Here is a 2,470-nt window from a genome sequence, read left to right as displayed (position 1 = left end):
GAGCCAGAGCCAGAGCCACAATTAACGACAAGTCATTATTCAAGCTACGCCGAAATACGCGCTGCAGAATTTGAAGTGCCGAATCTTGAGGATGTTCAGAAACTTCTGAGTCGTTTAGAAGCGACTAATGTTGTCGATGAGCTGAATCTAGATGAGTTGATGGATCGGAACACACAGCAAATTGCTCAGCAGGCAGACATGCAAATGTTTGACGCTGCAGTAGAGTCTGTTCAAGTGTCTGTAGATCCTGAAATTCAAGATTGGGATCTTCCAGAACCTGATTTATCAATTGCTGTAGAGCCACCTGTTGAATCGCAGCAAATTGAAGAGTTACAAGCTGAATCGCTGGAGACGGAGCAAGTAGAAGTTAAGGCTACTGAACCCGATCTTGAATCTCCTCAAATTGAGCCATTTACCGAACTTGAAACTCAAGCTGGTGGAGCCGGTCAGTTTACATCATGGGAAACGACGGCTAGAACTGAAGATTTTCAAGTGCTGTATTTTGATGTGAACGGTGTGACGTTTGCTGTGCCACTTGATGAGCTCGGGGGTATTCATCGCCTCGAAGAGTTAAGTCATATTATTGGCAAACCTGCTTGGTATTTGGGGTTGCAAACTAATCGAGATAGTAAGCTAGACGTGGTTGATACCGCCAAATGGGTGATGCCTGAAAAGCTATTATGTGATGATTATAAAGAAAATTATCAATATATAGTCATGCTTGGCGAAAGCTTGTGGGGGCTTGCGAGCACAGAGCTTAAAGGTACCGAGCTGCTTAATACAGATAAAGTACGCTGGCGAGAAACGGCAGGGAAACGGCCATGGCTCGCTGGTATGGTAAAAGAAAAAATGTGTGCTTTGATCCATGTTGAAGCATTAACCGCCATGCTAAATGCAGGGCTAGACGTAAAAGCATTGGGCTAGTACTACGATTGGTACAATATAAGCATCAAGTTAACAACAGTGGTCGGTAACGACGGCAAGAGGATTATCTATGTCTCATATGAGTGAAGTTGAAGTAAGAAAAGATCAAACAAATGATGAAGTACTTCAATGGGTGACATTTCAACTAGAAGAAGAAACTTACGGCATCAATGTAATGCAAGTACGTGAAGTATTGCGTTACAGCGAGATTGCTCCAGTACCGGGTGCTCCAGACTACGTTTTAGGTATTATCAACCTGCGTGGTAACGTTGTTACTGTTATTGACACTCGTTCTCGTTTTGGTTTGATGCAAGGTGAAATCACTGATAACACACGCATTATTGTTATTGAGTCTGAGCGTCAAGTTATTGGCATTTTAGTAGATAGCGTTGCTGAAGTTGTTTACCTGCGTTCTTCTGAAATCGACACGACACCAAGTGTTGGTACTGATGAAAGTGCTAAGTTCATCCAAGGTGTTAGTAACCGTGATGGCAAGCTTCTTATCTTAGTCGATCTGAACAAGCTGTTAAGTGAAGACGAATGGGATGAGATGGCTCACCTGTAATGTTTGAAGCGCTTCCTTTAAACCCTATTGCTCTGATAGTCGGAGTTGGGGTTTTTACGTTATTCATCGTGATTTTGATTAGCAAAGTAAAAAGTGCAATTCAAAAGCAGATCGATACGTCACGCCTGCAAGTTCGTAACTTGGATAAAGAGCTTCAAAAATCGAGTAAGCAATTACTTGAAGTTCGCTCTGTTGTGGTTGGCCTTGGTCAGAAAGTGACGGAACAGCAAGATCTGATAAAACACTTGAATGAACGTATTGTTGAGTTGGAACATGCGGACACCGATGGGCGTTTGTATACACGTGCAACTAAAATGGTTCAGCTTGGGGCTGGGATAAACGAACTGATCGAAGAGTGTGAATTACCTAAGGCAGAAGCTGAGCTGATGATGTCTCTGCAGAATAAGCTCGCAGGTAAGGAAAAAATCCCTTCGTTAAGAAGTAATCCTTCATCGTATGATGAACAACCTGCATCCTCTCGTGATCGCAGAGACCCGACTCGACGTCGTTAAATTTAGCGCTTACTGCGTAATGAGCAATTGATGTTCATCACGCACACCTCTTAAAAGAAGCTTCGGCTTCTTTTTTTGTGCCTGTTATACCTATATAGAACGATGTTTATAAGTATTTGTATCTAATGCAATATCTTGTTTGTTGATGAAAATGTGTAAATTGTGATGCGGTGGTAACAGTTTCTTACGGAGTTTGTCCTTTCGAAAACGCCTAGTCCTGTTTTGTCACCTTATTGGTGTGCTACTATAGCCCCCTCATTACTCGACTAAATTTACCTATGCTAGAAGTCTCAAATTTAACTGCTATTCGTGACGACAGGGTTCTGTTTGAATCGTTGTCTTTTCAATTGAAACCCGGTGAACTGGTTCAAGTTGAAGGTCGTAACGGTACTGGGAAAACGACACTCCTTAGGATTATCACCGGGCTAGGCGACCGCGATGACGGCACTATCTCTTGGGATGGCGAATC

Annotated in this window: 4 protein-coding genes; all 4 read left to right on the top strand. The window is 42.8% G+C overall.

Annotated elements, in window-relative coordinates; translation table 11 throughout:
- The coding region (locus AB4496_RS19755; RefSeq protein ID WP_102582937.1) for a chemotaxis protein CheW at window positions 1–924 on the top strand (924 nt) is incomplete at its 5' end.
- 70 nt (window positions 925–994) lie between these two features.
- Complete coding sequence (locus tag AB4496_RS19750; RefSeq protein WP_009848530.1) at window positions 995–1,489, top strand: chemotaxis protein CheW; 495 nt, start codon at window positions 995–997, stop codon at window positions 1,487–1,489.
- The gene (locus AB4496_RS19745; protein ID WP_009848529.1) at window positions 1,489–2,001 is read left to right on the top strand and encodes a DUF2802 domain-containing protein; all 513 of its coding nucleotides are present in this window, start codon (window positions 1,489–1,491) and stop codon (window positions 1,999–2,001) included. The genes AB4496_RS19750 and AB4496_RS19745 overlap by 1 nt, the downstream gene beginning before the upstream one ends.
- A 278-nt stretch (window positions 2,002–2,279) precedes the next feature.
- Window positions 2,280–2,470, top strand: a 191-nt coding sequence (locus AB4496_RS19740; protein ID WP_372131698.1) for an ATP-binding cassette domain-containing protein, incomplete at its 3' end; no start/stop codon positions are given.

Source organism: Vibrio sp. 10N.222.46.A1 (assembly GCF_041473595.1).
Classification (GTDB): Bacteria; Pseudomonadota; Gammaproteobacteria; order Enterobacterales; family Vibrionaceae; genus Vibrio; species Vibrio tasmaniensis_A.
The sequence above is the reverse complement of the archived record's forward strand: the minus strand, read 5'-3'. Positions and strand labels throughout refer to the sequence as shown.